15 protein-coding genes are annotated in these 22,155 nt (G+C 54.5%); 5 read left to right on the top strand and 10 right to left on the bottom strand.

All coding sequences use genetic code 11. The features are described from left to right. Window positions 1-20: 20 nt before the first annotated feature. The 8 genes from glgA to FRD01_RS04310 form a co-directional block, all read right to left on the bottom strand. Window positions 21-1,544: a glycogen synthase GlgA gene (glgA, locus tag FRD01_RS04345; protein WP_146957965.1), complete on the bottom strand. Its 1,524-nt coding sequence runs from the start codon at window positions 1,542-1,544 to the stop codon at window positions 21-23. 106 nt (window positions 1,545-1,650) lie between these two features. Beyond that, window positions 1,651-1,833, bottom strand: a complete 183-nt coding sequence (locus tag FRD01_RS04340) for a hypothetical protein (protein ID WP_146957963.1) — start codon at window positions 1,831-1,833, stop codon at window positions 1,651-1,653. Continuing rightward, window positions 1,830-2,255, bottom strand: a complete 426-nt coding sequence (locus FRD01_RS04335) for a hypothetical protein (protein ID WP_146957961.1) — start codon at window positions 2,253-2,255, stop codon at window positions 1,830-1,832. Before FRD01_RS04335 ends, FRD01_RS04340 begins: the two co-directional genes overlap by 4 nt. A gap of 72 nt (window positions 2,256-2,327) precedes the next feature. Then, window positions 2,328-3,020: a DUF72 domain-containing protein gene (locus FRD01_RS04330; RefSeq protein ID WP_146957959.1), complete on the bottom strand. Its 693-nt coding sequence runs from the start codon at window positions 3,018-3,020 to the stop codon at window positions 2,328-2,330. 59 nt (window positions 3,021-3,079) lie between these two features. Next, entirely contained in the window at window positions 3,080-5,659 is a 2,580-nt protein-coding gene (locus FRD01_RS04325) for a hypothetical protein (RefSeq protein WP_146957957.1), read from the bottom strand. Between the two features lie 110 nt (window positions 5,660-5,769). Beyond that, on the bottom strand, window positions 5,770-8,070 hold the full coding sequence (locus FRD01_RS04320) for a glutamine amidotransferase (RefSeq protein WP_146957955.1): 2,301 nt from the start codon (window positions 8,068-8,070) through the stop codon (window positions 5,770-5,772). Then, window positions 8,070-8,825 carry a DUF4159 domain-containing protein gene (locus FRD01_RS04315; RefSeq protein WP_146957953.1) on the bottom strand — a complete coding sequence of 252 codons (756 nt, stop codon included), beginning with the start codon at window positions 8,823-8,825 and terminating at the stop codon, window positions 8,070-8,072. Before FRD01_RS04315 ends, FRD01_RS04320 begins: the two co-directional genes overlap by 1 nt. 45 nt (window positions 8,826-8,870) lie before the next feature. Continuing rightward, window positions 8,871-10,901, bottom strand: coding sequence for an ATP-dependent helicase (locus FRD01_RS04310; protein ID WP_146957952.1), 2,031 nt, complete (start codon window positions 10,899-10,901; stop codon window positions 8,871-8,873). 71 nt (window positions 10,902-10,972) lie between these two features. On the opposite strand from FRD01_RS04310, the gene FRD01_RS04305 reads away from it, so the two are divergent. Further along, entirely contained in the window at window positions 10,973-12,979 is a 2,007-nt protein-coding gene (locus FRD01_RS04305) for a lamin tail domain-containing protein (RefSeq protein ID WP_146957950.1), read from the top strand. A gap of 15 nt (window positions 12,980-12,994) precedes the next feature. Next, complete coding sequence (mnmG, locus tag FRD01_RS04300) at window positions 12,995-14,893, top strand: tRNA uridine-5-carboxymethylaminomethyl(34) synthesis enzyme MnmG (protein WP_146957949.1); 1,899 nt, start codon at window positions 12,995-12,997, stop codon at window positions 14,891-14,893. 2 nt (window positions 14,894-14,895) lie between these two features. Here mnmG and FRD01_RS04295 read toward each other — a convergent pair whose 3' ends face one another. Both FRD01_RS04295 and FRD01_RS04290 read right to left on the bottom strand, forming a co-directional pair. Next, complete coding sequence (locus FRD01_RS04295) at window positions 14,896-15,759, bottom strand: ATP-binding protein (RefSeq protein WP_146957947.1); 864 nt, start codon at window positions 15,757-15,759, stop codon at window positions 14,896-14,898. 68 nt (window positions 15,760-15,827) lie between these two features. Next, window positions 15,828-16,391: a HEAT repeat domain-containing protein gene (locus tag FRD01_RS04290; RefSeq protein ID WP_146957946.1), complete on the bottom strand. Its 564-nt coding sequence runs from the start codon at window positions 16,389-16,391 to the stop codon at window positions 15,828-15,830. A gap of 298 nt (window positions 16,392-16,689) precedes the next feature. On the opposite strand from FRD01_RS04290, the gene FRD01_RS04285 reads away from it, so the two are divergent. The 3 genes from FRD01_RS04285 (at window position 16,690) to FRD01_RS24825 (ending at window position 22,046) form a co-directional block, all read left to right on the top strand. After that, a complete protein-coding gene (locus tag FRD01_RS04285; protein ID WP_146957944.1) occupies window positions 16,690-17,106 on the top strand; it encodes a PilZ domain-containing protein in 417 nt (138 codons plus the stop codon). Further along, a complete protein-coding gene (locus tag FRD01_RS04280; RefSeq protein ID WP_146957942.1) occupies window positions 17,106-18,245 on the top strand; it encodes a CDP-alcohol phosphatidyltransferase family protein in 1,140 nt (379 codons plus the stop codon). Before FRD01_RS04285 ends, FRD01_RS04280 begins: the two co-directional genes overlap by 1 nt. 129 nt (window positions 18,246-18,374) lie before the next feature. Next, window positions 18,375-22,046: an amidohydrolase family protein gene (locus FRD01_RS24825; protein WP_249755997.1), complete on the top strand. Its 3,672-nt coding sequence runs from the start codon at window positions 18,375-18,377 to the stop codon at window positions 22,044-22,046. The last annotated feature ends 109 nt before the right edge of the window (window positions 22,047-22,155 follow it).

Raw genomic sequence — 22,155 nt, 5'->3', positions numbered from 1 at the left:
TTTTGCCCTAAGAAATACGATTATTCTGCGAAACCAAGAGCGCCCAGGTAGGTCTCGTCATAAGCACGAGCCGAGCGACTCCAAGAAAAGTCTTGTTCCATGGCCGTAACCATAAGCGGTCGCCACTGACGGTGGTGATGATAGCGGTTTACGGCTCTTTCAATGGTCTTGATGATTTCGGTTCTAGAGAAATCGCCGAAAACAAATCCTGAACCATTCTCAACGTCGGCGTCCTTGACGGTGTCTGCCAGCCCACCTGTGCGGTGAACGAGGGGCAGGGTACCGTAACGCATTGCGTAGATTTGAGTGAGGCCACATGGCTCAAAGCGACTAGGCAGCGCCAGGATATCTGACCCTGCAATGATTCGGTGAGCGAGCTCTTCGGAGTACCCGATGTGCACCGCAACTCGTTTAGGGAACTCGCTAGCAAGCTTCTCAGCGGCCTTTTCGAGCTTTTTGTCACCTTCACCAAGGGCTACAAACTGAAACGCCCCACGCTCGTCGTCATTGTCCTTGAGCAGCTTTCTGACCGCAGTGATGAGAACGTCGATGCCTTTTTGTTCGGTGAAACGACCTACAAAGGCAACAATCGGCAGAACCGGCCGAACAGGTAGTCCGAAGTCGTGCTGAAGCTGAGCTTTGTTTCTACGCTTGCCGTTGAGAGTGGCGATATCGTAGCGAACCTCGATGTATTGGTCGACGCTAGGGCTCCAGATGCCAGTGTCTGCGCCGTTGAGAATTCCGACGAGGTCGGTTTTTCGAGCCGAGAGTTCTTTGTCGAGTCCACACCCACCGGCTTCGGTCTTGATTTCATCGGCGTAGGTGGGGCTCACGGTGGTGACCTTGTCGGCAAGGTCGATACCAGACTTCAAGAAGTTGAGTTTTCCATCGTGAGTGGCTGCCTTGATTGCGGTCTTCGTGAGACCGGTCTGATCGGCGTCCTTGAGGTCAAACTCGCCTTGGAAGGCCAGGTTGTGGATCGTCAGCACAGTGGAGACGTTCTTGAACTCAGTCTTGTAGTATTGCTTGATGTAGAGAGGCGCGAGTGCTGTGTGCCAATCATTGAGATGGAGCACATCGGCATTCATGTTGGAATAGCGGACAAACTCTACGAGGGCGCGAGAGAAGAAGGCGAAACGCGCTGCGTTGTCTTCAAAACCCTTATCGTCATATCCATAAAGGCCATCCCTACCGAAGTACTCTTCGAAATCAAGGAAGACAATTCGCACGCCGTCGCTCAGATTCATTTCCCAAAGCACGACCTCGGCCACATCTGCTGACTTGCCTTTTCGTGGAACCTCTAGAGGTTTCAGGCGTCGAGCAAGTCTCATTTTCTCTGGGTTGAGATGCTTGTAGAGCGGGGTCACAATCGTGACGCGGTGCCCTCGATCTGCCAGTGCGCGAGGCAAGCTCGCTGAGACGTCGCCGAGTCCACCAGTCTTGGCGAAGGGGGCGATTTCTGTGGTTCCGAAGACAATGCTTAGAGTTCGCTTTGCGCGACCTGTTCCATCATCACGCGTACGAATCAACTGAGTTAAATCCATGAGTGCTACTTTTCCAAACAACGAGTTAGAGCGAAGTTCCGAGTGTTTTCGAAACTCCTTTTGGGCGGGTAACTAACATGGTTCTGCTTGGGGTGGAAGCGTTCCCTTACTTCTTTGCCACCTTCTTGGTGACTTTGGATTCAACCGAGCGGAGGGAGGCGAGTGCTTTGTCGATGCTATCGAGTTGAGCGCGCTCGGCTTCGAGCTCTTGTTTGATTTGTTCACGCGTCCTGTCGAGAGAAGCGAGTTTATCTTCAATGCGCTGAATGATTTTTTCGAGGTCGCTCATTTCAACCTCCAAGTGCCCCGGCCGACCTTGTCCGTAAAGCCATCGGTCAAGAAGGTGTTCATTACGGCGTAGGTGTACGACCTTATACCGTCACTGAGTTCACCTTCGACTCTGGAGAGTTCCGACAAGACGTCGGAAGTTCGGAAGGACTTTCCTCCGCGGCCTAGCTTGCGACAAATCTTTTCGATTTGCTCGCGCCTAGCGCCCCTAGAAGGCCTTCCGGACTCGTCGCTGACCGGAAGGGCAGCGATTCGTTTGCTCGAGCGCTTAAGGGTCCCGCGAAGATTCTCGATGGCTTCGCGGCACTCTTGCGTCTCGACGTTATTTTGATCCCACTGTTTTTCAAGTTGCTTGAGCCTTTCCAGAGTCGCTTCGCGTTGCGCCTCTAGTTCAGCAATTTCGTCACGAAAAGAGACTGACATTACATCCTCGTCTTATGTTTATGGTCCCAGACGAGTAAATACAATCAACCTGCCAACAAGTTCAAATAGAAATCACGTTTCAACGCTTGATTTCAAGGTTTCACGCCATTCCTTCAAATGTCTCCACTTAAATCGACCTCTAAAAAGCAAGATCGCCCGATCATACCCTTGGGCCCACTCGATGAGATTTTCCATGTCATAGCCGTCGAAGTGTCGACGAGTGCCCTGTCGTTCGTTGATCTTGAAACAAACATCTCCACGACCGAATTCGAGACCCTCTTCAAAGGCCATAAAAGGGTCCCAGGCGTAGACGATGCCGCGTTTTGAGGCCCAATCTCGCATATCTTCAAGCGACCACATTCCCTGTGATTCCCAAACCAACATCAACTTTCCGCGGTTCAATTCCGCAACTTTTTCCAAGAGTGTTCGGTTGGACTGGGTAGGGCTGAAATCAAAAGACGTAGGGAGAAAGAGGGCAATCGCTCCGAGAGCCTTTGCGCGCTCGAGGGAGGCTTCAAAGGCGGCTTTGGCCTGGTCGTCGAGTTGGCTCGCACCAGCTGCGCTCAAACGGTCAAGCGCTTCAATGAACTCGTCGAGGACATGCACCACGAACCCGAAGCCTTTAGGAGATGAGACTCGCCACGAGTTGAGCGTCTTAATGCTTGGGAGCTTACCCTCGTTGGTCACCTCAAGCGCATTCGCGAGGTTGAAGTAGCGTTTCCATCCCTTGTTGATTTCATCTGAAGCGAAATAGAATTTTGTCATTGGTGTCTCCTGAACTCTGCGAGCGTATTACTCGGAGAGTGCCGAAGATGCCAGCCTAATTAGAACCAGGGTTCCTTTGCGGCTTTTTCGCTCAACTTTTCGTGTTGTGACCAAAAGACATCAAGGTACACCTTCTCGGCCGGTCGAGTATTGGGAAAGAGAGCGTCATTGATGTCTGGAGTGAGTGCGAGCAGTGACTGGGTTGATGATTTATCGAGGGTAGGGGCCCATGAGAAGCGTCCCTTGACGCGGGTCGAGGCTCTAGGCTGAAAGGTTCCGACATGATGTTGGGTGAAGAAGACACCGTTTCTAAGCACGAGGTTATCTTCCGCATCGCCATCGAACCGGTCACTATTATTGGTCAAGTAGTCGAAGGTGATGGTGGCTGATACGCCCTGCATGAATTCACGAAGCGTCATGTCTTTCGCTTGAGAAACGATTTGGGCGGCTGGCTCGTCTCCGAGTTCTTTGGCGAGGTCGGCTTGAAATTGGGCAAGCGGCTTGTCCAGTTCTTCTGAAGAGGCGCGCATCCATCCTCGCCAGAGCCCTTGGAACGCGGGCAGGCGTACTATGGCCCCAGTGGTTTTGACCACAATCACCGCCTCAAATCGTCCATCCTTAAGGTTGAGGTCGGGTACGTCTAAGTCTTTAAGAGCGTCCTGACTTAGTGACGCGGGTATCGCCAGAGTTGGCACCACGCCGCAATTTGCCACCGAGCAAAGATAGGCGGTGGCTTGCACCCGCCGGCGTGCATCTTCTGCCGCTGGCGTATCCGGGTAGATTAAAATTTCAAGGTCATTCCAGGTGCCCAAAATAGTCGGGTTGCCGTTGATTTTGACGATTGACGTGCCCTTTACGCCGTCGATGACGTGCGGGTCTTCGAAAAGGTCCAACATGGCCTTTCGGAAGTCATCAGGATTGGGTTCGTCATTGTCCCAGAGATTCTGAAGGGCTGCGAGGGCTGCTTCATGAGGTTCAAGGGCCGGAGGCTCGGGCTCGGGTTCAGGTTCTGGGACCACGGGCTCCGGGGTTTCCTCTGCTACTTCAACTGGCGGCGGAGGCGTATCCTTGGGGACCTCAGCGACCACCGTTGGCTCCGTGTTTAGGCCCAAAATACCTTTGATTTCGTCTCCGAAGAGGAAATAGGAGGCCACGATGGCACCCCCGACCAGGGCGAGAAGCACCAGTGCGATCAAGAGACCACGTCCACCCTTCTTCTTTGCGGGTGGAGCAGGTGAAGTTTTGGTTTCGAGCGGTTCAGGGCTCGGAGCTTCGGGGACTTCGGGCTCAAGATCTGGTTCGGGCGGTAGGGCTTCCTGAATCTCGTCAGGAGATTTCAATGGTGCCGTTAAGGAATCGATCGTCGTTTCGGCCGGGAGTTGAGGCGGCTTCTCAAGCGAGAGTGCCTCATCAGCGTCAAGTTCTATGAGTTCTTCATCGGACGAATTGAAAGTCGCTTCAAATGCGTCGGATACATCATCGACTTCGGGCAACGGGGGCGGGGAGTCTTCAAGTGCTAAGAAATCTTCCGTCAGTTCTTCGGTTCGTGGCTCGTCGCGTGACTTTGCGGTCTTGCGCTCGGCGATGTCGGCGAGGAGCAAGTGGGCTTCATCGGCCATTTTCTCGCGCAAACGCTTTACAACGGGATGCTCGTTGATCGGCATCCATACGCCATCAGCGGCGGCCATTTCTTCGGCCCCCATCAAGATTCCGCCTTTAACCAGCTTGACCAACGCGTCTTCGCTCACGGAGTAGCTGAATTCGCCGATCCGAATATCAAACTCACCCTCTCCCAGGGCCTCTTTGATCTCAGATGTCGGAAGTCTGATATAGCCGCTTCCACGTGTCTCTGACGCAATCCCTGTCCCGGGGGAGGTCTCCTTCGACGCTGATTCTTCCTGCATCTTCTTTCGAAAAGCAGGTTCCATGGAAGGTTTGGTTTTGCGGTTGTCCGTGTCAGCGCTCACTCGTTGGGGAGCACGGGACTTCCCGAAAAGCGGGTTTTCTGCCTTGATCTCGGGAGGGGCGGGCAGGGGTACACCACGTTTTTCTCGCACCTTCTTGAGTAAGTCATTGAGTTTTGGTTTCTCAGAAACGGTGTCATCTTGAGGCGACGAACTAATCGAAGAAAGCCCCTTATAAGGCGTATCTCGTGTGTTCTCGACATCGGAGGTCGATGTCTCCAAGGTCTGGGCCTTGGTGGTGGGCTGTGTATCCCACGGATGCCTCGTTGTGTTTTGAAACGCCGAGTCTGAATGCTCCTCGAGATCTCCGAGAGGGGTTCTCGGTGCATTGGGTTCTGGGTCCGGGGGCGGGTCGGAGAAGCCCTTGACCACGGTAGGTTGCCGGTCAAACGGGTTGGCCGGAGGGGCAAAAATCCCATCGACGGGAAGGCCGAGTAGCGTTCCCCCTGTTGGAACCGTATCAGGGTCGAGGGCGCCAGGCTTCGGTGCCCCAATTTCTGTGGACCGTTTCAAAATGGCCGCTTTGGGCTTTTGCGGCTCCACCGGAATGCTCGCGCCACAGCTTGGGCATTCGATATCTTGGCTTGGAAGTCGACCTTTGATGAGCCGAAGTCTAAACCTCGTCTCACATGACGGGCAGTGGATTTCCATCACTTCGGGGGGATTTTCTCCCATGCGGCACATCTCATGGAGTTCGAGTCGGTCCTTAGGGTAACCGAAGAAATCGACTCCGACAACTTCTAGTACTTAGTTTCTGAAAGAAGGGGCTGAGGACTTCGTGTTTTTTAAAGGCGTCCCCATCGACGTCGAAACGTCCATTCCGCGGCGAGTAGGCCGAGAATCAGCAGGAAGAGCGGGAAAGAGTCCCATACGCTGACGACTTTTCGGCGATTAATTTGAACACTCGTCGACTTCTGAAAGTTCAGGGGTGTCACGCTAGACGTGGAGTTCTTCAGCGCAACACCTTCGGTGTGCGCCGCAATGGCTTCCAAGAGGTCTGGGCGAGGTACAACGTCACGGAATTCGGTCTTGGAAGACACGACAAGAAACAAGTCCTCGTCCGTCAACTCTCCGGCCTCAGTCGTGGCGGCAGCGCTGATTCGGTAGATCCCTTCCTCTTCGATGACGGGAGCGCTCACAATCGCGTAGCCGCGGGCGTCGGAGACGAAAGGAATCTCCACCGGCACATCGAGAGCCTCTGAGGTGCGCAGGTCATGGCGCTGAATTCGAATACGTCCTTCCTTGGCTTGGGCAGGCGTATAGTCTGGGTTTTGGATTCGCACTCCGATCTTCGGTCGCTCGCCGGGGTTCCACAGGTCGATCTCTTGGTCGATGCGAAGCAACTTGAGCTCGGGATCTTTGATGAGCCAGCGCATCGTGCTGTTCCAGAACATTTGGTACTCCCTTGAAGTCCCGCCTGTGGCTGCACTTTCGAATGCCCATCTCCACGTTGAATCCGTGGTCACGGCCATGACGCGTCCATCTCCCATCTCCGAGACGGTTATGACCGGCATCGGTGCTCCGCCTGATTTAAGGGAGGGGTGCGTGGCTAGCACGGTGGCGTTCTGTCTGGCCTCAAGGACCAGATTGGTGCCTCGTTGTTCCGGAAGGCTTTCCCATATCTCTTTATTTGCCTGGGGGTCGAACGCGAGCTGCGTGATGGGATGGCGAGTACCCGCGTCCGTCAAGTTTGGTTTGAACCCGCGTGTGTCCACGAGTGTTTTGGAACCGGACGCGGGGAGTTGAACCGGAAGTATATCTTCGATTGCCGTGCCGGCGTATCCGCCGCTGGCAAAGGATAGGTCGCCCCCTACCATTACAAAGCCTCCTCCTTTTTTCACGAAATCCGCGATCTGAGGAAGGTATTGGCGCATCGAGTACGGGCCAAAATTGAAATTCTGGAAGACCACAAGGTCGAAGCTTCCAAGTTCGGTATTGAAGAGTTCATCGGTTGGAAAAGGAATGAGGCTGAGCTCATCGTTCGAGCTTGTCTGGATATTTTCGTTCGTCCGAAGGATGAAGAAGCTGATGAGGTCGATATTAGGACTTCTTTTCAGCAGCTGTCTTAGGAATCGCTCATCCCAGCTCGGCCTGCCGACGACCTGCAGCACACGAATTTTGTCGCGGATGACCTTCTGGACGAAGAACGCCTCATTATTGGACTCGAGAATCTCGGAATCCTTAGGCTCAATGAAGACTCTATAAACCTCTCGTCCGATGCGTTTTGGTACGAACTCAAATTCCACTGTTTGAACAGGAGAGTTCTTGTCGAGCGTGACCTGTCGAGTCTGTAGGCGTTGGTTATCTCGATAGAGTTCGACGTTGACGGTTTCGTTGACGCCAATGCTCTTGATTTGAGCCTGAATTGTGACGCTGTTGTGCACAAACGCAAAGTCATCGTGTCTAATTTTTGCGACGGCAATATCTCGGATGTCTTCAGGCTGAGCCACGCTAATTGTGTTAATCGGTGCCCCGATCTGGCTCAAAAGCTCTTTGCTGGTCTCATCGAGAGCTTCGCCGCTTTGTACCCGCGTTCCGATTGCGCCTGTGTCTGTGCCGTCAGATATCACGACGAGCCCGCCGAGCTCCGCACGCCCCAGACTTTCTTTGGCCTCGAGCATCGCTGAAGTCAGATCCGAAGCCTGCCCAGAAAACGAAGGTTCCTGGTCCACGCCAAACTTTTGGATTTCTGAGTCGAATTCGTAGAAATGAAATTTATGATCTTCAGAGTCTTGTAGATTTAGGTTTTTGAACGCTTCAACCGCTCTGCTGGCCCGCGTTTTTCCAGACTCCGCATCGAGCGTCATGGATTCAGATCCGTCCACCAACACCACGACGTTATTCTTGACCTTCGATACATTCTTGAGGTCGATCGCTGGTTCAAGAAGCATCAGCACGGCGAGCGAGTAAACGGCTGCGCGCAGAGAGATCAAAGTCCAACGTCTGCGCGGCGGCATGGGGGCCAAGTCGTAAATACTCAGCGCGATGATGGCGAGGCCTAGAATCACGAGGAACGCAATCGAGGTCGAACCCCAGTCGCCTAGCCACATCACGTCGCCGTCGTTGTAGAGCGAAAAATCTAGCATCAATCTACTCGCCAACGTCGGCGTTTGAGTATGAACGGAACGTGTACCTGGTCCGCTTTGTAATTGATACAAAGCGCGTACATCACGAGGTTTATGCCAAGCCGCATCGCCATAGTGCGCTGGCGCTCTCCTCCGGGGCTGACTGGGTAGAGCCAATTTCCAAAATTATCCCGCGCCCATGCTCCGACGACGTCGTTATTCGAGACCAGAACCGACACACGGTCTGTCTCAAAAACGCCCAGCAAATGGTCTTCGATGGCAAGTCGCCCGACGGGTTTGTCGATGAGGAAAAACGCCTTATAGGCCACGTGATCGGAAGGTAGCCGGGTCAGCTTTTTCTGCGGAAGAATCCGTTCTAACTCGCGCTTAACCGAGCGCATGAACGGGCCGTCAAGCACACCCTCTGCCGAATCCACAAAGATAAATCCGCCTGCCTGCACATAGCGCCGCAGTTGCAATACAGCTTCGTCCGAAAACGGCTCAAAACCGGACTCTCCCATCCAGATTAAGAACGGATGGAGGAAGAGTTCTTTGTCCGTGGCGGAGATCTCCAACGGTTTGGAGTCCACCCGAATGGACGTTTGCTTTTCGACTTCGTAAAGAAGCCGCGAAATCGCCTTAGAACGGGTGGAGAAGCTTGATTCAGGGTATTTCAGGACTGCTACCCGAAAATAGTCTTCCTCGCCTAGCGCCCAGGTAGGGTGGGGCAAAAGGAGTGCAGCACTTAGAAATTTAAGAAAGCTTCGTCGTTTCATCAGACGCCTATAACGTACTCGTACGGCACTTTCATTCCGGGAATTTCAGTCCGAAAAGAGTTGTGCCCTCATCGCCTCAAGATACTTGAGGTTGAGGTCGTTCTTCATCTCTCGGAGTTTGGGGTTCAGGCTCGCCATATTCGAGTCGATCATCTCCTTTGGAATCTCTGAGAGAAAACGGCTGGGGGAGCGTTCGTCCTTCTTTCCAAAGCGGGAGCGCTCGGCGCTAAGCGAGAGATAGAGTTTTTTCTGAGCACGCGTGACTCCGACGTACGCAAGTCTTCGCTCTTCCTCGATACCAGCTTGATTGACCAAGCTTCTTTCGTGCGGAAGATAGCCCTCTTCAAGGCCGACCATGAAGACGACTGGAAATTCCAATCCCTTAGAGGCGTGAAGGGTCATGCACTGCACAGCGTCTTCCTCGTTTTCCTTTGAAGCCGAGCTCTGGTCGAGGATAATGCGGGTCAGGAATCCATCGAGAGTGCCACCTGCGCGGCTTTCAAATTGTGCGATACTAGCCAGTACCTGCTGCACGTTTTCAATGCGTCTCGAGGCCACTTTGGGGCTTTTTTCCGCGCTGCGGAGGTAATCTACAAAGTTGAGTTCATGCAGTAGCGATCGGGCAGACTGCGAGATATGTGTGGTGGCGTTGAACTCTTGATGAAAGTTCTCGATGAGCTGAATGAATGTCTTCAGATGTTCGTGAGACGCGTGGTTCATGCCGTCAATCTGGGCGCCAGCAGAGACCGACTTCAAGGCTTCAAAGAAAGAGACCTGATGTTCCGCGGCCCAAACGCTGATTTTCTCAACGGTCTGCGTCCCGATTCCACGAGGTGGAACATTGACGATACGGCGCATGCTGACTTCGTCTTCGGGGTTTAAACACGCCTTCAGAAACGCGATGAAGTCCTTGACCTCTTTGCGATCGAAGAACTCCGCAGCTCCAACCAACTGATAGGGTATATTGTAGGTGCGAAACGCCTCTTCAAAGAGCCTCGCCTGAGGATTCACCCTGAAAAGCACAGCAAAATCGCGATAGTTCAGGCGAAGATGAAAGCGCAGGGCCTCGATTTCGGCCGCCACATATTCGGCTTCTTCTCGCTCGTCTTTGCTCTCAACCATTGTAATGGGATCGCCGTCACCGTTGTTGCTCCAGAGATTCTTTTCTTTACGGGCGGAGTTATTGGCGATCAAGGCGTTTGCGGCACGTAGAATGCCGTTCGTTGACCTGTAATTTTGTTCGAGTTTGATGACACGCGTGTTCTTAAAAGTCTTTTCGACCTGAAGGATATTGCCGCTGACCGCGCCTCGAAAGGCGTAGATGGATTGATCATCGTCGCCCACCACGCAGATGTTCTGGTGTTCGCGAACGATGGCTTCCATGAACATCAGCTGCGTGTGGTTGGTGTCCTGGTACTCGTCAACCATGACGTACTTGTAGTGGCTCGCGTAGCGACGACGGACCTTTTCGTGTTCTTCGAAGAGTCGAACCGGCAAACAGATCAAATCGTCAAAATCCACAGCATTTAGGCCTCGGAGCGCCGCCTGATAGTGACGATAGGTCTTCTGAGCAAAAGGCATCAGCGGGTGATACCGAAACTCGGGCATCTTTGAGGGCTCGAGGAAAGCCATTTTTGCGCGGCTGATCAGGAAGAGCAGGTCGGACGGGTCAACTTTTGAAGGGTCGAGCTTGAGATCTTTAAGTACATCTTTAACAAGGCTGATTTGGTCGCCTTGATCGAGGATCGTAAAGGTGCGCCTGTAGCCGAGTTTCTCGATGTGTTTCTTCAAGATATCGAGGCCAAGTGAGTGAAAGGTGCTCAAATGCACTCGGTTCGAGAGTGACGTTCCGATGAGATGCCCAACTCTTTCCCTCATCTCTTGGGCGGCTTTATTGGTGAAACTCACGGCGAGGATTTGGTCCGGCGCAACGCCTTGGTCAATCAGGTAGCCGATTCGGTGAGTGATGACGCGTGTTTTTCCACTTCCGGCACCTGCCAGAATCAAGAGCGGACCATCGATGTGTTCGACGGCCTGTCTTTGTTCGGGGTTTAGAAGGTGAAGATTTAGTTCCATGTGCCCGAAAGTTTGGTCTAGACTTGAGTTTCAGCGGCTCTTTCTCTAAGAGAACGGCGCGAGAGTAGACTATGTTTGAAGGATTTGCAGTGATCAATTGGCGACTAATTTTTGTGGCAGCGGCGCTTCTGAGCGCGTGCGGTACCGATGAACCCGTGTCAAAGGATGCGAATTGCGCAGTGGATACGGATTGCCCAAGTGATCAACATTGCGGCGCGCAGAACACATGCGTGGCCGAGTGTGGGGCAGCAAGCTCCGCGGAGTGTTCCGCCGATGAGATCTGCGGCGAGCGAGGACGTTGCGTGTCCTCTGGCGAGTGTGTGGAAGACGCGGATTGTGATTCGCCTCCGATGCAGGCGCAATGTGAAGGAGATAGAGCCGTCGGCCTGGAATCAAACGGTACCTGTGACACCTCCGGGGTCTCGGCCGTCTGCGTCTATGAAAGTACTCGAAACACTTGTGAGTTTGGTTGTGGAGAGGGGCGTTGCCTCTCGGATCCATGCGTGGGAGTTACGTGTACCGAGCTTCCTGAGCCAAGCTGTGACGGCGCGAACACGCGGGTGACGTACTCGAGCGCCGGTGTCTGTCAGGAAGATGGGCAATGCGCTTTCGAAGAGACTCGTGAAGTCTGTGCGGCCGGTTGTGTGGCAGGGGAATGTTTAGCTGGATTTTGTGACGCCGTGACGTGCGATAGCCCGCCGGACTCGCGCTGCGACGAGAACACGGCCCAGACTTTTGCGGCTGCGGGTACCTGCGATGATTCTACGGGGTCTCCGGTTTGTACCTACGAACTAGATTTCCAAAACTGCGATTATATCAAGGGAACATGCGAAGAAGCCGCATGTGTAAACGGCATCTCTGAGACCGGCGAGTTGGTGGTCACTGAATACCTGGCCAATCCAGCCGGTGGTTTCGAAGAGGCGTTTGAGTGGTTCGAAGTCATCAACACGACTGGCGCTGCCGTTGACTTGAACGGCTGGCAAATCGTGAGCGCCGGAGCCAGCGCTGACGAAACGCACGTCATCACCGGGGCGGCTGAGCTGGCTGCCGGGGCGCGTATGGTCTTTGGGCGAAATGCCGGCGCTGCCGCAGGGGGCGTGAACTACGCCTACGGCGAGGATATCACTCTGGCGAACTCGACAGACTGGTTTGGAATTCAGAAACCCGACGGAGAGAACTTCGTCTGGGTAGATTATGTGTATTACGAGACGGGTTCGGTTCTCGACGGGCGTTCACGAAAGCTTAATCCAGACGTTTCGGCAGATGTTTTGCTGAATAACGAGTTTGAAAATTGGTGTCCTAGTCTGGATTCTGAGTTCGGTACCACGGTGAACTTTGGTACCCCGGGTGCTCAAAATACCGCGTGTGACGCCGACCCGTGCGCTGAGTTCGAGTGCGTCAAGCCCGAGGATTTCTGCGCTGATGAGACCAAGGCGGTGCAGTTCGCCGTGGATTCGGCGATGTGCGAGGTGACTCGATTCAACAATCCTTTCTGCAACTTTGAAGCAACCGAAGTCATTTGTGAGAACGAGGAGATTTGCGGAAGCGGCGAATGCCGTGAGATTCCCGCCAACCTCCCGGATGCGGGTGAGGTGATCTTCACGGAGATCATGTCCAATCCGGGGGCCGTCAGTGATAACGACGGCGAGTGGTTTGAGTTGCACAATCTCAGCGACCGCGAGCTCTCGTTGTTCAGCCTCGTATTCCGCAGCCAGTACACCATCCTCGACTACGATGCTGTGGTTCCAGCGGGAGGCTATATCGTATTCGTTGCGAACACCGATCCGGCCGAAAACGGTGGTATCGAAGGCGGTTTCTATTTTGGCGGCGGACGCCTTCAAAACTCCGCCGGAGCCACTCAGCCCGACCTGGTGCGCCAAGACGGTGTGGTGGTGGACTCAGCGTTTATGGGCTCGGGAACATCCGGAGTATCCAGGCAGTTAAGTTCAGATAAGTTTGACCCGATCCTAAATGATGATGGGGCGAACTGGTGTACCCCAGATGTGGCTGCGCTTTACGGTCCAGGCGGAACAGGCGACCGAGGCACACCGGGTGCGGCGAATCGAGTATGCCCGTAAGGGTTTGAGGTAGTGATGTTAAAGTATCCAAAAGCTTTTGATGCGATTGTAATTGGCGGTGGACACGCAGGATGTGAGGCGGCGCACGCGCTGGCCAAGATGGGGCAACGCACGCTCCTTTTGACCCAAAACATCGATACCATCGGTCATATGAGCTGCAATCCCGCGATTGGCGGTGTGGCCAAAGGTCATCTTGCTAAAGAGGTCGACGCGCTCGGCGGTGTGATGGGGCGGGTGTGCGACGCCTCTGCCATCCAATACCGCAGACTCAATACGCGCAAAGGACCAGCGGTTCGCTCGTCTCGTGCACAATGCGACATGGCGAAGTATCGGCAGGAAATGCAGAACGTCATGATGAATGTGGAAGGGCTGACCATCAAGCAAGGTTCAGTTGAAGACATTCGTGTTGAAGAGCGAAATGGCGTCCCGCATGTGACCGGAGTCGTGGACAAGCTGCAGGTGCTCTACGAGGCGAAGGCGGTAGTGATTACCGCGGGAACCTTCCTGCGGGGTCTTTGCCACGTGGGTCTAGACAATTTCTCCGGCGGTCGTGCGGGTGGCGAGGCTGCCGTCGGCCTTGCAAAAACTCTGGCCGATCTCAAGCTTGAGATGGGCCGGCTTAAAACGGGCACGACACCTAGACTAGACGCGCGAACCATCAATTGGTCCGAGCTTGTGGAACAGCCTGGAGACGAGCCGCCTCGCCGTTTCTCCTTCTATCACTCGCCGCCGATGATGCGTCAGGTCTCGTGTTATATCACGTACACTAACGAACAAACCCACGATATCATTCGCGCGAACACCGACCGCTCGCCGATGTTCTCGGGCAAAATCGAGGGGATCGGGGCGCGATACTGCCCAAGTATCGAAGACAAAGTGGTGCGTTTTGCCGATAAGGACCGCCACCAGATTTTCCTTGAGCCACAGGGCTTGGAGACGGTGGAGATTTATCCGAGCGGTATCTCCACGAGTCTACCTTTGGATGCCCAGATTGCGCTTCTGCGCACCATTCCGGGCCTTGAGAACGCGGAAATCATGCGGCCAGGTTACGCCGTGGAATATGATTATGTGAACCCAGTCCAGCTCGACCACACGCTTGAGCTGCGTGGGATTAAGGGGCTCTACCTTGCGGGTCAAATCAACGGTACCTCGGGCTACGAAGAGGCTGCAGGGCAGGGGCTTATGGCGGGCATCAATGCAGCTCTGGCGCTTCGAGGCGAAGAGCCGTTCATCATGGGGCGCGACGAAGGCTATATTGGTGTGATGATCGACGACCTCGTTACCCATGGGGTTGATGAGCCTTACCGTATGTTCACCAGTCGTGCGGAGTATCGTTTGATCCTTCGGGAAGACAATGCGGACCAACGTCTCTCGAAGTATGGGCGGGAATTTGGACTCCTCGATGACGATGCGTGGAGCCTCTACACCCATAAAATCAACGCGATCGAGCGTCTGAAGGATGGCATGGCGAGTACGTTTATTGGCGGGGCGTCCGACAACTTAAGTTGGTGCCGTGAAAACTTGGGATTCGATGACGGATTGGCTAAAGGTGTCTCCATCGCTCATCTGATGAAGCGTCCGGACACGGATTACGAAATGATCCCCAGGATCATCAATAAATTTGCGCCCGAGCTCGCTGGGCAGGCGAATATTCCAGAGGTCGCCGAAGCGGTCGAAATCGACATTAAGTACGACGGATATATCGACCGGCAAATGCGCCAAATCGAGCTTCATCGTGAAATGGAAGAGAAGACGATCCCAAGCGAGTTTGATTATCACGGGATTCAAGGTCTGACCCACGAAGCAAAAGAGCGCCTATCCAAGGTTCGACCACGGACGTTGGGCCAAGCCTCACGGATCATGGGGGTGACCCCTGCGGCAATCTCCACCTTACTCGTGCATCTTCGCGACTGACCTTATCCCTTCAGGGACCGATAGTCAGGGGCGTCCACTTTGATGAAGTCTGCCATCTCTTGAATTCGGGAGTAGATCCGCTCACCGACTCGCTCCCTGAGTGTCTCGTGTGCGACTGACCTTCGGATTTCGGCGCGACCCGTGGAGGGATTTGGCGCCTCGATGGGGTAGTTCGTGGTAAAGAGGGTGGTCAAGCCGAGGTTGTAGCGTTTGGATATGATCTCATCGATGATCGAGTTCTGCCATTCGGTGTTCCGCCCCTTGCCGAGCTCGTCAATGGCGAGCACTGGGGTCTGGATGATGGGTCCGAGAACGGCGGCTTCGCCCTTACCGAGGTCGAATTGCTCGCGAATCTCGCTGACGAGGTGCGAGAACTCGACAAAGTGAACGGCAATCCCTTTTTCCAAAGTCAGATGTCGAACGACGGTGGCGAGCAGATGTGTTTTGCCGGTTCCGACGTCCCCGTACAATAAGAAGCCCTTGTCAGACGGCACAAAACCAGTCGCAAAATTGTAGAGTTTGAGGTGTACGCGCGGAAGGTTACCAATCTCCTTACGAGTCCCTGGTTGATACCGGTCAAAGGATTCGAAGGTGGAGTTGTGCGCGTACTTCTTTGGGAGTTTCGCCTGGTTAAACGTCTGAATACGCTTGTCGAGCGGCGCGCAGATGAGACAGGGCTTTACGAAGCTATAGCCGCGCTCGTCGGAGAAGTACGTGAAGTTCTCTCCCTCGCATTCAGGGCAGGTCTCGAAGCATTTTAGGCAGCGATGAGCCCGAGCAAAGTCGCCATGTTCCTCGACGATGTAGCGTCGGTTATTGCACGCTTCACATCGAACTTCGTATTCATCGAGGTTTTGTAGAGACATCGAACTGCCTTGGGTGCGGGCGTTCGAAATTCGTACATGAGAGCGAGCGTTTTGGCTAGGGAGGAGGTTTAGCGGGTGTAGGTCTGGATGCGTGCGCGAACGTCGGCATTCGACTCTTCGCGCTCGAGCTTGAGAAGGGTTTCGTATCCTTCTTGCCCACCAAAACGGCCAAGGGCAGTGATGGCGGCGACTCGGACGTCTACGCGCTGGTGGCGTGCGAGTTCTGAGAGTTCATTTGCTGCCTCTTCACCCTGAACTTGAGCGTAGGCCATCACAATCACTGCGAAGAGCTTGTGATTTGCCCGTGTGCTCGTCATCAGTTCAGCAATCGTCTCATCGGCACGCTCATCGCCAGCGTAAAGCGCGAGAGCTTGGATTGCCTTTGCACGAAGTGTCAGATCGTAGCGCCCGGAAGTAGAGAGCTTTGTGAGCTCGACGACAGGGTCGGCACTCATTTTGCGCAGATCCAGGCGCGAAGGAACCACTTGGTCGGACTCAAGATACTGAATCACCAAGTCCAGTGCGGGGACGCGTGCCTCGGCCTCGGCCTCCGAAGGAAGGTATTCCGCCGATGCGTTTCCAACGACGGTGAAAGATAACGAGATAAGTATTGCAATATATAAAGATTTCATTTTGGTCTCCTCGAGCGTTCTAATCTTGGTGAGACATTAATGCACCTCCTGTGCCAGAAATGCCTCGTGTTGGTGGTGACTCTCTAAGATGCTGTTTTGTTTGGGTTGTATTGTTTTTCGTGTCATGAGGTGTGGCGCGAACGCCTCGGTGGCTTGGTCGGTATGGCAACTTGAGTAGCCGGTCTTCTGGAAGATCGATCTGTCACCTACCCAAAAAATTTGTGTGAATCGGATCCCGATGTAGCCTCAAGGAGCAATGAGGCCATCGATGGCCACGAAACCACCACGGAGGTGAACCATGCGCCCAATTATTCTTCCATCCACTCGCGATTCGGAAACTCAGACTCAACTTCGAAGCGGTCCTGGCGCCCCGATTTTTGAGCAATCTGGTCCTCACACGCGAATCTTCCGTGCTCCAGTTCGAGCGATTGCTTCGGTTCGTTTTGAGAACCGAGAGATTTACGGACAGGTTCTGGATTTGGCACCAGGCGGATGTCTTCTGAAGACAGAGTCGACGATTGCTGAAGGAACCAAGATCGAGCTCCGTGTTACGATCATCAAGCACGACTCACGTTCGGTTGCTGAGGTGCGAGGCACTGTGCGACGCGCAACCGAGTCCGAGGGCCGACGCGCCTACGGTGTGGAATTCGAAGCCATGGACTCTTCCGAGCGGAACACGCTTCAGTGGCTCTATTCGCAAGCGCTTGAAGTCTAATGACTTCGGTTCTACTCGATATTCGGCAGGGGCCTGAAGCAATTGCCTGGTCAACCATCGTGGCCGGGATTTCTTTGTTGGAAAGGGCCATTCGTTTGGCTGGAGTATGCGGCGCAGAGCGCGTATTCGTCCTCGCAATAGACGGGGAGGCCGGGCTTGAACAAGCGTTGGCCGCCAGCGTCGGAAGGGTTACGCCGGAGCGAATCACCTCGCTGAGTAGTGTGAGCGGTCGAATGCTCGTGCTCGACGTTTGGACAGTATACGAGCGCGCGGCGATCAAGGACCTCTTGGGTGTCGAAGGAAGCCTCACTCTAAACCTGAGCAAGGGCCGCGCATGGGTCACGTACTCGAGCTACCTACAATCGCCGTCCACCGAGGAAATGAGCCAGCGCTGGGCTGTTGAGGTGCGGGAGCCTGCGGATATCAAGCGAGCCGAGTCGCGGTTGTGGCAGGACTGCCGAAAGCCCCTGGACGGCATCGTTTCCAGGCACCTAAATCGTTATGTGAGCCTCTGGATCAGCGCTCGGCTGGCCAGGCTTCCAATACATCCCAATCAGATCTCAATCGTCACTTTTTCATTGGGAATCCTCGCCGGAATTCTGGCTTCGATGGGTGGCTACTGGGGCTTCTTCTGGGCCGGAGTTGTGTTTCAAATCAACTCGATTGTCGACGGTTGTGACGGGGAATTGGCTCGTGTGAAGTACGAGTTCTCGGTGAAGGGCGAATGGCTAGACACGATCAGTGATGATCTTTCGGACGTCTTCTTTTGGGCAGGTCTGGGCCTTGGGGCCTGGCATTCCTACGATTCATCTCTGGATGGAACATGGTGGCTCTGGCTCGCCGCAATCTCGGTGGTCTTCAAGGGCGTCTCAATGTTCCTCTATTACACGTGGCTTTACGCTCGCGGACGAGGCGATTTGTTGGCTTTCACGTGGAGCTTCGATAGTGCGGACGAGAGCTCGAGTCTCTTGACTCGCGTACTCAAGGTATTGAAGTACACGACGAAGAAAGACTTCATCGTTTTCGCTGCCATGGTCCTGGGATTTTTTGGGCTTCAGCCGTGGCTCCTCCTTGCCGCAGCGCCCGGAAACCTGATCGTAGCGATCAGCGTTATCCTAGAGCGCAGAAAAGCCAACTAGATCGAGTTGAGTTGAGTGGCGGGTGCTGGTAATTGTGTGCAAGTTCTGTCAACGTCTTGTCACATGAACTTCTAAGACAGGCGGAAAGACATTGTGTAGGAAGGACCTGACTCAATCTCCAGGTGGATGATGCTCAAGCAACTAAGCGTACTATTTTTGATGGCAGCACTGATCGGTGCATGCTCCGACGATGACCCGGGCCCAAAGCCCCAACAAGACATGTCTGAGGAGGACATGACGCCTCAACCCGACATGGGTGAGGACGATCAGGGAGAAGACGACATGTCCAATCCCGATATGACGGAACCAGATATGGAGGTGCCCGACGAGACGGTGGTGACGTGTGAAAATACGTTCCCGGCTTCAGGCACCGGTCTTTGCGAGACAACCCCTGGTGGGGAAGGCTTTACCCTCTACCATGCAGGTGCGGTCCTTGCGCCCGATGCAATCTACGAGAACGGCTACGTCCTCGTGAACCAGGAGACTGGCCGGATCGCGTGTACCGGATGTGATTGTGCAGACGAAGCCGACGCAGCCGGAGCGACAGTCGTCGCATGTGCTGATGCCGTTCTCTCGCCTGCTCTCATCAACACCCACGAGCACATGACGTTCTCACTGAGTCAGCCGCAATCGGCTGGAACCGAGAGGTTCGATCACCGCCACGATTGGCGTACCGGCGCCCGTGGACACACGGAGCTCGGGCGATTCCCTGGCTCGAGCAGCTCTCGCGAAGCGATGATGTTCGTAGAGTTGAGAAATATCTTCGCCGGCACCGTGTCCATTGCAGGCCAGGCGTCTAATAATGCTCAAGGCTTGGCTCGAAACCTGGAGGATTCGAGTTTGCTTGAAGGTTTGGATACGGTTCGAGTGGACTACCGAACTTTCCCACTGGGCGATTCCAATGGCGCGCTTCGCTCCAGCGGATGTGATTACGGCAATATCGACGCCGAGAGCCGATTGAGTGCAGACATTTACATGCCTCACGTCGCCGAGGGCATCGATAACGAAGCTCGTAACGAGTTCCTCTGCTTGAGTAACTCGGAACTCGCGGTGGACCTTTTGGAAGAAAACACGGCCATTGTCCACGGTATTGGCCTCACAGCTGAGGATATCGCCGAGTTTGCCGCCAACGGCTCCAAACTCGTTTGGTCTCCACGCTCCAATATCAGCCTCTACGGAATGACGGCTCGTGTGCAGCTCTTTAAGCAATTCGGCGTAACCATCGCGCTAGGCACCGACTGGTCGCCTAGTGGCTCTGCAGACATGCTTCGTGAATTGAAGTGTGCGGACTACCTCAACGCCAATTACTACGAGCAGACCTTCAGTGACCGCGAACTCTGGCAGATGGCAACCGAAAATGCCGCTGTCGCTATGGGCATCTCGGATCAAGTTGGTATGCTCAAAGTCGGTCAATTTGCTGACCTTGCGCTCTTTGAAATGGCTGGCCGCACGCCTTACCGCGCGGTAATCGATGCAGGCACTCCAGAGGTCGCTCTCGTAACTCGTGCGGGTGAGCCACTCCTTGGTGACTCCAATATCGTGGAGGCGCTTGTCGCTTCGATGCAGATCAATGCGTGTGAAGTGGTTGATGTTTGCGGACGCCAGCGTCGACTTTGTCTCGAGCGTGATACCGGACTCAACCTGCAGACCGTTCTCAATGGTGTTCATCCTGAGTCGTACGGCCCATTCTTCTGTGAAGATCCTCCGGACGAGCCGACCTGTGAGCCTTACCGTCCCGGCGAGTTCGTCGAAGGTATCTCTGCTACCGACTCCGACGGTGATGGTATTGTAGACGCGGAAGATAACTGTCCTTATCAGTTCAATCCGCTTCGCCCGATCGAAGACGGCGTACAAGCCGATGTTGATAGCGATGAGTTCGGTGACGAATGTGATGTTTGCCCGCTCACGCTCGGCGATATGTGCGAGATGTACGACCCGAACGACCGAGACTCTGACGGTATTCCGAACGCGACCGATAACTGTCCTGCGGTAGCCAATCCAGATCAGACCGATGCCGACGGTGACGGGATCGGAGACGTGTGTGACGTCTGTCCTGAATACGATAACACCAACGATCCGACCTGCCCGGCGACTATCTATGAGATTCGACAGGGTATCTACCCAATCGGCACACGCGTGACGATGGCCGAAGGTATCGTCACGGCTGTTACAGAAAACACGGTGTTTGTTCAGGTGCCCGAGGGTGCTGGATTCAACGGTGTGGAGAACAGCGGCCTGCAGCTCTTCTTCGGAAACGGTCAAGTTGCTGAACGGCCAACTCCCGGCGATGTCATTTCGGTGGCGGGTGCCCTAAGCGAGTTTGGTGATGCTTTGCAGATGGACTCAATTCAGTCGATGAACGTCATCAGCACCGGCAACGCAGTTCCTGCTCCTCAAGACGTCACGCCTGCAGAAGTCATCAATGGCGGAGCTAAGGCTGAGACGCATCAGGGTGTCTTGATTCGAATCACCGATGTCACCGTCACCAGCGAGAACCCTGACGCCCCACAAGACTTCCAAGAGTTCGAAGTGGACGGCCTGCGCGTCGATGACTTGCTCTACCTCGTTGAGCCACGGCCTACGGTTGGAGAGGAGTTCATGGTTATCGTGGGTGTTTTGCACTACTCCTTCGGGAACACGAAGATCCTCCCACGCGTGGCCTCGGACGTATTGACCGGACCACCATCAATCACCGGCTTCTCGGCGGCCTCTGTGTCGATTGAAGTTGGAGCAACGGGTTCTACGTTGCCGGATCTGGAAGTCGTGCTGAGCGGACCTGCGCTCGGAGATACGACTGTGGACTTGGCCTACACCGCCGGCATCTCTGGCCCAGCTCAGGTTGTAGTTCCAAACGGTGCGTCGAGCGTGGAAGTGTTGCTCACGGGCGTAGCAACTGGGGTTGAGACCGTGAGTGCCACATTGGATGGTCAAACTGTGGACGCAACCGTTGTGGTCTACGATGACGCGACCGTACGCGAAATCATTGAGATTTCACCTGCGACCGCAGACCTACCAGTGGACTCAACTCAGGAGATTACGTTGACCCTAAACGTTCCCGCCCCTGCTGGTGGATTGACCATCAACTTGAGCGTGGACGGCGGATTTACCGCACCGGCAACCGTAACGGTGCCAGAAGGCAACAACTCCGTCTCGTTTGACTTGGGAGCTCCCGCAGCTGCTGCAACGGGGACTTTGACCGCAACACTGGGTGCATCGACCGTCAATGGTACATTTGAAGCCATTGAAGGTGTGCCAGGTTGTTTGATCATCTCCGAATACGTTGAAGGTTCGGGCTCGAACAATAAGGCTATCGAGCTCTTCAATTGTTCGGGACAGCCACTGCAGCTGGACCAATACGGAATCTGCTTGATTTCCAACGCTGCCACGACGTGTTCACAAAGTGTCACGTTGGACTCCGTGACCTTGGCGGCCGGAGAAGTTCACACGCTTTGCAAGTCTCAGAGCGGCAGCGATCCTGACCCCCTGGCGGGAATCACCGCAAACTGTGATCAAGAATCTGCAGGTGTTATGAACCATAACGGAGACGACCGGTTCATCGTGTACATTGATGCCGATGGCAACGGGGCATTTGGTTCTGCTGACACGATTGTGGACACCTTTGGACAACCGACGGTTCGTCCTGGCTCCACGATTTGGGCCGACAAGACCTATCGACGCTGCGACTTGACGCCGTTCGACGGTCAGTCTGCCTTCAACGTGCTCGCGTTCTACAACGAGTATGCGAATGGCACGGTGGACGACTTCGGTACGGCACCGAATGAGCCAGCCTGCGCCCCTTAAGTAGTGGTGGTGTAAACAAGTGGGCTCTGCCCGCTTGAGTCAGACGTCTAGAAATCTAGGTCTGTCTCGAGCGGTCAGAGCCCGCTCAATTTCTTGAAACATTGAGGCT

Origin of the sequence: Microvenator marinus, from assembly GCF_007993755.1 — a bacterium.
GTDB classification, from domain to species: Bacteria; Myxococcota_A; Bradymonadia; order Bradymonadales; family Bradymonadaceae; genus Allomicrovenator; species Allomicrovenator marinus.
Note: the sequence above shows the minus strand (reverse complement) of the source record. Positions and strands in the feature narration are given on the sequence as shown.

Excerpts from the sequence above, each read along its gene's own strand:
- glgA (WP_146957965.1), bottom strand. The coding sequence starts at position 1,544 with ATGGATTTAACTCAGTTGATTCGTACGCGTGATGATGGAACAGGTCGC.
- FRD01_RS04340 (WP_146957963.1), bottom strand. The coding sequence starts at position 1,833 with ATGAGCGACCTCGAAAAAATCATTCAGCGCATTGAAGATAAACTCGCT.
- FRD01_RS04335 (WP_146957961.1), bottom strand. The coding sequence starts at position 2,255 with ATGTCAGTCTCTTTTCGTGACGAAATTGCTGAACTAGAGGCGCAACGC.
- FRD01_RS04330 (WP_146957959.1), bottom strand. The coding sequence starts at position 3,020 with ATGACAAAATTCTATTTCGCTTCAGATGAAATCAACAAGGGATGGAAA.
- FRD01_RS04325 (WP_146957957.1), bottom strand. The coding sequence starts at position 5,659 with ATGGGAGAAAATCCCCCCGAAGTGATGGAAATCCACTGCCCGTCATGT.
- FRD01_RS04320 (WP_146957955.1), bottom strand. The coding sequence starts at position 8,070 with ATGCTAGATTTTTCGCTCTACAACGACGGCGACGTGATGTGGCTAGGC.
- FRD01_RS04315 (WP_146957953.1), bottom strand. The coding sequence starts at position 8,825 with ATGAAACGACGAAGCTTTCTTAAATTTCTAAGTGCTGCACTCCTTTTG.
- FRD01_RS04310 (WP_146957952.1), bottom strand. The coding sequence starts at position 10,901 with ATGGAACTAAATCTTCACCTTCTAAACCCCGAACAAAGACAGGCCGTC.
- FRD01_RS04305 (WP_146957950.1), top strand. The coding sequence starts at position 10,973 with ATGTTTGAAGGATTTGCAGTGATCAATTGGCGACTAATTTTTGTGGCA.
- mnmG (WP_146957949.1), top strand. The coding sequence starts at position 12,995 with ATGTTAAAGTATCCAAAAGCTTTTGATGCGATTGTAATTGGCGGTGGA.
- FRD01_RS04295 (WP_146957947.1), bottom strand. The coding sequence starts at position 15,759 with ATGTCTCTACAAAACCTCGATGAATACGAAGTTCGATGTGAAGCGTGC.
- FRD01_RS04290 (WP_146957946.1), bottom strand. The coding sequence starts at position 16,391 with ATGAAATCTTTATATATTGCAATACTTATCTCGTTATCTTTCACCGTC.
- FRD01_RS04285 (WP_146957944.1), top strand. The coding sequence starts at position 16,690 with ATGCGCCCAATTATTCTTCCATCCACTCGCGATTCGGAAACTCAGACT.
- FRD01_RS04280 (WP_146957942.1), top strand. The coding sequence starts at position 17,106 with ATGACTTCGGTTCTACTCGATATTCGGCAGGGGCCTGAAGCAATTGCC.
- FRD01_RS24825 (WP_249755997.1), top strand. The coding sequence starts at position 18,375 with ATGCTCAAGCAACTAAGCGTACTATTTTTGATGGCAGCACTGATCGGT.